This is a genomic window from Catenibacterium sp. GCM10023432 (assembly GCF_042651925.1).
In the GTDB taxonomy this organism is placed as follows: Bacteria; Bacillota_I; Bacilli_A; order Erysipelotrichales; family Coprobacillaceae; genus Catenibacterium; species Catenibacterium mitsuoka.
This window is the reverse complement of record NZ_JBHSEB010000028.1, coordinates 1-7771: the sequence shown is the minus strand read 5'-3', so window position 1 is coordinate 7771 and position 7771 is coordinate 1. Positions and strand designations below refer to the sequence as shown.

At 27.3% G+C, this 7771-nt stretch carries 7 protein-coding genes; all 7 read left to right on the top strand.

The genetic code is table 11. From position 1 onward, the window contains the following. The first annotated feature begins 463 nt into the window (after positions 1 to 463). The 7 genes from istB (at position 464) to ACFOZZ_RS04265 (ending at position 7694) form a co-directional block, all read left to right on the top strand. Positions 464 to 1255 carry an IS21-like element helper ATPase IstB gene (gene istB, locus ACFOZZ_RS04295; RefSeq protein WP_376814797.1) on the top strand — a complete coding sequence of 264 codons (792 nt, stop codon included), beginning with the start codon at positions 464 to 466 and terminating at the stop codon, positions 1253 to 1255. 446 nt (positions 1256 to 1701) lie between these two features. Next, positions 1702 to 2937: an AIR synthase-related protein gene (locus tag ACFOZZ_RS04290; protein ID WP_376814796.1), complete on the top strand. Its 1236-nt coding sequence runs from the start codon at positions 1702 to 1704 to the stop codon at positions 2935 to 2937. A gap of 96 nt (positions 2938 to 3033) precedes the next feature. After that, positions 3034 to 4383, top strand: a complete 1350-nt coding sequence (locus tag ACFOZZ_RS04285) for an MATE family efflux transporter (protein WP_376814795.1) — start codon at positions 3034 to 3036, stop codon at positions 4381 to 4383. 12 nt (positions 4384 to 4395) lie between these two features. Continuing rightward, positions 4396 to 5103 carry an HAD-IIB family hydrolase gene (locus ACFOZZ_RS04280; protein WP_376814794.1) on the top strand — a complete coding sequence of 236 codons (708 nt, stop codon included), beginning with the start codon at positions 4396 to 4398 and terminating at the stop codon, positions 5101 to 5103. Positions 5104 to 5127: 24 nt separating this feature from the next. Beyond that, complete coding sequence (locus ACFOZZ_RS04275; protein ID WP_376814793.1) at positions 5128 to 6012, top strand: glycosyltransferase; 885 nt, start codon at positions 5128 to 5130, stop codon at positions 6010 to 6012. 49 nt (positions 6013 to 6061) lie between these two features. Beyond that, complete coding sequence (locus ACFOZZ_RS04270; RefSeq protein ID WP_376814792.1) at positions 6062 to 7222, top strand: hypothetical protein; 1161 nt, start codon at positions 6062 to 6064, stop codon at positions 7220 to 7222. Between the two features lies 1 nt (position 7223). Further along, positions 7224 to 7694, top strand: coding sequence for a DUF1284 domain-containing protein (locus ACFOZZ_RS04265; protein WP_376814791.1), 471 nt, complete (start codon positions 7224 to 7226; stop codon positions 7692 to 7694). The last annotated feature ends 77 nt before the right edge of the window (positions 7695 to 7771 follow it).

Here is a 7771-nt window from a genome sequence, read left to right as displayed (position 1 = left end):
TATCAGCAACCTGTTGAAAAGTAAGTTCAGGATGATCCTTTCTATATTGAACTGCATCCAATTTAAACTGTTTGTCTATCACTTTATTTTCTGCCATTTTTAACACCTCTATTTTCATGTTTCAGACTAGTATTCTTTCGAATGTTTTTCAATTCTTTTTTTTAGATATTTTCTCTATTTGACTGGCACTAAATTTATACTAGCCCCAAACGAAAGACTTTTTATATAGAGGTATCAAAGATTCTTCCATATATCACTGATGAAGAACAGTTCTTCTCTGCATTAAAAAAGTCAGCCAATAAGAATGAACTGAATATTCTTAGAGTGAATCTGTGGGGATTTGATATTATGGATATCCATAACTTTCTATCACAGGAAGGTTATGATTCAATCTACCAAGAATTTGAAAAAGAGACAACAGATTATTTAAAAGCATACAGAATGAAAATGGACGATTAATAGTATGAGTTCAATAAATATATTAATGAATAATCTAGAGAAGCTGAAGCTTCCCAAGATGAAGGAGAATATAAACAAGTACCTGGATATGATGTCTGACGGGGTAAAGACACCGCTGGAAGCCATAGATGAGATGGTGCAGATGGAGATGAAATACAGGGAGGATTTAGCCATAGTCAGCTGTGTGAAGGTAGCTAACTTTCCTTTTCAGAGAAGTCTTCAGGACTTTGATTTCAGCTTTCAGCCCTCACTGGATAGAAAGAAGATTGGAGATATGGCTACATTGAGATTCATTGAAAACTGTGAGAATATCATCATATGCGGAACGCCAGGAGAAGGCAAGACGCATCTAGCTGTAGGTATTGGTACAGAAGCTGCCAAGCAGAGATATTCCGTATATTGTATTTCGTTTCATGACCTCATAGCACAGCTCAGAAAGGCCAAATATGAGAACAGACTGGAACAAAGAATCAAGTGGATCTGCAGATATAAGCTTCTTATAGTTGATGAATTAGGATATGAGAAAATGGATGCAGATACTGCCAATCTGTTCTTTAATCTCATTGCGAAAAGATATGAGAAATCAAGTACGATTATCACGACAAACCTAACATTCTCTAAATGGCCAGAGGTGTTTGGTGATCCTGTTCTTACTAATGCCTTATTGGCCAAAACCTACATTTTTATATTGACTTTTGCATTTATGATAACAGAAAAAAATTATATTGATAGAAGTATGAAAAATATTTTTGAAATGGCTTATATTGATTTAGGTGTAGCACATGGGACTGATTAATATTTTACAAATATTATATAAGATATATATAAAATACAAATATGATCATGCAATAGTATGTTATAGGCATATATATTGAAATATAATGATTATTTTCATATTTATCAGCTAATTTTATTATGTCGTATTTCGTTATTGATTTCTTAAAATACAAATCTAAATAAACACATATCATTGCATAAAGTGATTTATATTATTAATAAAAAATATAATATTAATGCAAATAAAAATGTAGCAGTTTCTTTTATGAACGAGTAATTAAAAAATAGCTACAAAGAGAGAATTTTAAACATATTCTAGGTTACAAGGTGATATCTAAATTAATATAATTGACAGTATTGATAATTACTAAATTCAATTGTTAATTGAATTTGACTCATATAATTCATATAATAAATGATAGGTTTTTAATGAAATGTAAAATATAATATGTGAGGGGATAGGAAATGTTAGATTATAAAAAGATTGGTCAATTTTTGTCAAATGAAAGAAAAAAAGCAGAGTTAACTCAAAAACAATTAGCAGAAGAATTAAATATCACATTTCAAGCTATATCAAGGTGGGAAAAAGGTTTATCAGTTCCATCTTTAGACATATTGGATGATCTTTCTCAAATATTCAATGTAAGTGTTGATGAAATTTTAAAAGGCGAAGGATATAGTGCTCGCTTTTCATATGAAAAAGCAGGTGTAGATGTAATGAAGATGGATATTATAAATAAAAAAGCTGAGAAATTTGTTGAAATGGATGAATATAATCCCTCGTTTAGAGGTGGTATTTATGATTTAAAGAATTATTTAACATTAGAACATCCCTTTATAGTTTCAAGGGTTCTAGAACCAGGAACTAAACAGCGAATAGCTATTGAATATGGCTATATTGAAGAATTGATACAAGATATTTTTTTCACTTTGATTAATGATATCTTGGCAACAGGAGCAAATCCTATATTTATTACAAATACTATTATAAGTGCTCAAGAAAACATTGATTTGGTAAATAAAATTGTATCATTGTGTTATGATGAAGCCAAGAAATATGATATTAAAATTTTAAAGGGACAATATTCAATCAAACCAAAAGTAATCTATCCAGGAGAATATTTGATTGATAGCGAAATGATAGGAATTGTTGATTATGATAGTATGATTAACTATAAGAATATTTCCGCTGGCGATACTATTTTGTATATTGAATCAAATGGTATTCATCATCATGGATTTTCATTGATTGACAAATTATTGGATGAAATTCCAGAAATAAAAAAAGAATTCATTAATGATAATAGCTTTATTGATGAAATTATGAAACCTCCATATTGCTATTATAATTGTTTAAAACATCTTATTGAAGATAAAAGAATTAATGGATTGGTTAATATTGCTGGATTTGGTATTCCTAGAAGTGTTGAGAGAATAATACCAGATGGTTTATCAGCAATTATCGACTTAAGTAAAATTGATATTCCTATGATATTTAAATGTTTAAAACATTATCTAAACGTAAATGATCACGAAATGTTAAATACATTCAATTGTGGTGTGGGATATATTGTAATTGTATCGGAAAAAAATGAAAAGATGATTTTAGAGCATATAAATAAATATTATTATTGTAGTAAAATTGGTGTTATTGAAAAAGGTGAAGAAAAAATCAAGTTTTTAAATTCTTTGAACTGGTAATAAATATCTTGAGATATAGTCAAGTAATTATAATTTGAGTGATGATATATATTAATTACCTTTGTCATATATTTCCTGATATTTAGAGGAGGAAAAATGATAAAGAGAATAGACGTTGATTTTTTAAGTGGAAATATAATTCGTAGTTTAATTATATTTGCAATACCTGTATTTATCTCTAGTATTTTTCAACAATTATATAATACGACAGATACAATAATTGTTGGACATGTTTTAGGTGAGAATTCATTGGCAGCAATAGGAGCCTGCTCATCTGTATATGATTTATTGGTTGGATTTGCCTTGGGTGTAGGAAATGGCATGAGTATAGTCATAGCAAGGATTTATGGATCTAAGAAATATGATCTTTTAAAAAAATCAGTTGCGGGTGTAATTATCATTGGAATAATACTCTGTATAATTATAACTTTATTTTCAGAATTATTTTTATATGATTTTCTTAAATTATTGAATACACCTTATAATATAATAGACGAAGCTTATGATTATATAGCATTAATTACATTATTTGTATTTGTGATGTTTGCATATAATATTTGTGCTGGTATCATGAAATCCATAGGAAACAGTATAATACCATTAATATTTTTAATTGTATCATCAGTTACTAATATTATTCTTGATATTGTATTCATAGTTTATTTAAACATGGGTGTAAAGGGTGCTGCAATCGGAACGGTCTTAGCACAAGCCTTTAGTTCATTATTGTGTATATTATATATTAAGAAACATTATGATATTCTTATACCTACACCTGAAGATTTTAATATTGATATAAATTTGTATAAAGAGTTATTAGGTCAAGGTTTTTCTATGGGACTGATGATGTCCATAGTATCAATAGGAACTGTAATTTTACAAACTTCCATAAATTCATTGGGATCAACTGTTATTGCTGGACATACAGCAGCACGTAAAATAAGCACTTTTGCATGTATGCCTTGTTCAACAATAGCATCATCATTGTCTGTTTTCGTTTCTCAAAATAATGGAGCAGAATTACAAGAAAGAATTTACAAAGGTGTAAAATATGGAAATATAATAGTTATAATTTGGAGCCTGATAATAACAATAATCATGTTTTTATTTGCAAGAAATTTTATAAAAATTATATCCGGTTCAACGAATCCAATTATATTAGAAAACGGAACTAATTATTTAATAATAAATGCTCCTTTTTATTCGATTTTGGGTATCTTGTTGAATTTAAGAAGTTCATTACAGGGATTAGGAAGAAAAATAGTTCCGTTAATATCAAGTGTAATTGAATGTATTGGAAAAATATTATTTGTTGTATTTTTGATTTCTTACTTAGGATATTTTGGAATTATTATTTGCGAACCTATTATTTGGTGCATTATGTGCATACAACTCGCCTATGCTTTTTATAAGAATAAAAAAAATCATAAACATTTGGAGTTATAACTGGAGGTATATATGAAAGTAATTGGAAGTGATTTTGATGGAACAATTACAACAGGTAAAACCATACTTGATTCCACCAGAAAAGAAATAAGAAAATTTAGAGAAGCGGGAAATATATTCGTTATTGTAACTGGAAGAAGTGTTTCAAAATTTAAAGAGGGTATCAAAAAATATAATATAGATTTTTTTGATTATGTAATATGTGCAAATGGTAGCATAATTCTAGATAGTGATTTAAACTGTATAGAAAAAAATGAAATGAATCATAAAGATGTTGAAAATGTATTAAATGTTTTGTTGGATAAAAAAGATAAACAAATCATTCTTAATACAGAAGAAAATAGTTATCATATTTATGAAAAAAATGATTTTTTAAATATTACTGAACCAATATTATCTGTATCATTAGTCTTTGATTCGATTGAAGATAGAGATAGATATTCATTAGATGAAATTAGTAATTTATCTGTGTATTCAAACAATATTTTTACAGATGTATTAGCAAATGGAATTTCTAAAGCAACTTCAATTATGAAATTATATTCAAATCTCAATGGCAATGATCTGTATACTATTGGTGATGGAGAAAATGATATATGTATGTTAAAAATTTCAGAAAACAGCTATACGTTTGATACTAGTGTAGATAGTGTTAAAGATAGTGCAAAATATATTTTCCATACAATTGATGAAATTTTAAATGAAATTAATCAAATATAGACTAGGAGATGAAAACATAATTTTATGAGCAGTATAAAAGTAAGTGTCATTATACCGACATATAACAGAGAAAACTTGTTAGATTTTACTTTGAAATCATTTGAACAACAAACTATGAACAAAGAAGAATACGAGATAATTATTTGTGATGATGGTTCAGATGATAATACATTTAATTTAGTTAAAAGTTATGAGGAAAAGATAAATATAAAATATTGTTATCATAGTCATAACAGCTTTAGAGCAGCTTTAACAAGGAATATGGGAATAAATATTGCAAGAGGAGAAATCTGTGTATTTATAGATTCAGGTATGATTGCTTGTAAAGAATTTCTTGAAGAGCATTATAAAGAACATAAGAAAAGTGAAAAGAGTTGTATCGTAGCTGGAAGTATTTTAGGATTTAAAATTTCTAGCGAATGGGAGGAAAAGTTAAAATCTAATTTTGATATAAATGATATAGATCAAAGTTTTAATAGATTAAACAAAGAAAAAAACTTTCATGATGAAAGAGAAATAACTATAAATCATATAGGTAAAGATATGAGTACTTGGCCTGCACCTTGGATATATTTTTGGAGTGGTAATATCTCGGTAAAAAAAGAAGAGTTGGAAAAAGTAGGATTATTCGATGAAAAATATATTGGTTGGGGTGGAGAAGATACTGATCTAGGAATAAGATTATTTCTAAATAATTTAAAATATGTGTTCTCAGAGAAAGCACAAGCCATACATTATCCTCATCCACAAACATCAATTGATGAGAGTGAATTAAAAAATAGAGTAATACAAAGAAAAACGTTTCTTTGTGAAAGATATGGTACGAAAATTAAAGGAATGGAATACTGGTTAGAAGTAGGATCAACAAGGTTAAATAATTTCTTATTTGATAACAAAGTTATCAAATAACTATATATAGTTATTTGACATTATCGTTTCTAGCAGAAAGGAGATTTATATGGAAACTAGCTATACAGAATTATATAAGAATATGAAAAATGTTAAAATGAATAATTTTTCTCGAATTGGTTGCGATTATTGTGTTATCCCACATGATTATAAAACAGCAGAATTTAAAATTGATAATAAGGGAAAGAAAATTTGTAACTATTGTGAAAAACATGTAATCCAAGAATTTAAAGGGTTGGATCAATTGAAAAAAGATATTGATTTACAAGATAATGAGAAAATTGGAATAATGGTAAGTGGAGGAAAAGATGGACTATATGCTTGGATGACATTATGCGAAATGTTTGGTAGCGATAGAGTGGTTGCTTTTAATCATCATAAAACAGGAATTGTTCATGATTTAGCATATCAAAATATTATAAATGCTTCGAAAATATTGAATAGCGAGTTAGTAGTTGTGAAGGATGATGATTTTTTACCACGATTTAAAAATAATTTGGAATCATTCTTGAAAAATCCAGATCCAGCCATGGTTAGAGTTGCATTATGTGCTGGTTGCAGATATGGGATTACTGGAGAACTGTATGAAACTGCTTATTCAAAATATAAAATTTCTAAATTTGTTAGTGCTGCTTCATACTTAGAACTTGCCCCATTTAAAGGGGAATTACTAAAAGAAAAAGGAAATGGAAATTCTAAATATGGTTTAATACGTGGCCTTGCAGAAAATGTAAATTACAATTTTCCAGATAATATTGAAATCATCTTAAGAGATGATAATTTAGAATATAAGGCAAAAAATAAAAAGGGTAAAATTCTTTCACAGGAATTTAGTAAATATCAACTATTTGATTTTGATAATTATATTCCAAATAATCCTCAAAAATACGAAGAGGCTGTTAAAGAAAAATTAAATTGGAAAAGACCTGAAAGAAGTTGGCATTTTGATTGCTTAGTAGAAACCTTTAAAGATTTCTTTTATTATGGACTTTTAGGGTATACTGAAACAGAATTTAAATTAAGTCAAATGATTCGTTATAAGTTATTAACCAGAGAAGAAGCTTTAGATCAGTTAGAATCATATTATGTTACTATGAATGATAGTATTTATAATATTATAGATTTATTAGAGGGTATGGGTATGGAATATCTAAAAGATGATGTTATTAAATTTTACAATAATAGTAAATATTTTAGAAAGAAATATTAATTTGAATATAATTATAAAGCCTCATCATCTTTTAGATATCTTTAAATTATATGGCAAGGGTCTAGAAAATTTTGTACCTGATAAAAACTTCAATCATGATTTTTATCTTATAGGAAATTGTGTCATTGAGAATAAAGTAGATGAAATCCAATTTACGTATGGCCATGATGATATTTGCAAACCTTGCAAGTATTTAAAAAACAATATCTGTATTGATAGGTTCTCTTATAATAGCATTATCTATGAAAAGAATGACTATAATGAAAAGTTAGATATAAGATTAATCCATTTGCTTGGCATAGATGCTAATAAAACATATAAATTTAAAGATATAATAGATTTAATAAATAATAAAATATCTCTAGAGTTGATAAATTTAGTATGGTATGGTTCTAATAAAGAAGATAACGAAATAAGATATAATTTTACAAAAAAAGGCATAGATAAATTTATCTTAAGATATCAATTATGATTTATCAGTTGTTAAACCGCAAACTCTACCCATAATAAAAAGTAATAAAACCGCAAATTAAATTAATAAACAGGTGG

What these genes read in the sequence shown, in the direction of transcription:
- istB (WP_376814797.1), top strand. Translation starts at nt 464, where the DNA reads ATGAGTTCAATAAATATATTAATGAATAATCTAGAGAAGCTGAAGCTT.
- ACFOZZ_RS04290 (WP_376814796.1), top strand. Translation starts at nt 1,702, where the DNA reads ATGTTAGATTATAAAAAGATTGGTCAATTTTTGTCAAATGAAAGAAAA.
- ACFOZZ_RS04285 (WP_376814795.1), top strand. Translation starts at nt 3,034, where the DNA reads ATGATAAAGAGAATAGACGTTGATTTTTTAAGTGGAAATATAATTCGT.
- ACFOZZ_RS04280 (WP_376814794.1), top strand. Translation starts at nt 4,396, where the DNA reads ATGAAAGTAATTGGAAGTGATTTTGATGGAACAATTACAACAGGTAAA.
- ACFOZZ_RS04275 (WP_376814793.1), top strand. Translation starts at nt 5,128, where the DNA reads ATGAGCAGTATAAAAGTAAGTGTCATTATACCGACATATAACAGAGAA.
- ACFOZZ_RS04270 (WP_376814792.1), top strand. Translation starts at nt 6,062, where the DNA reads ATGGAAACTAGCTATACAGAATTATATAAGAATATGAAAAATGTTAAA.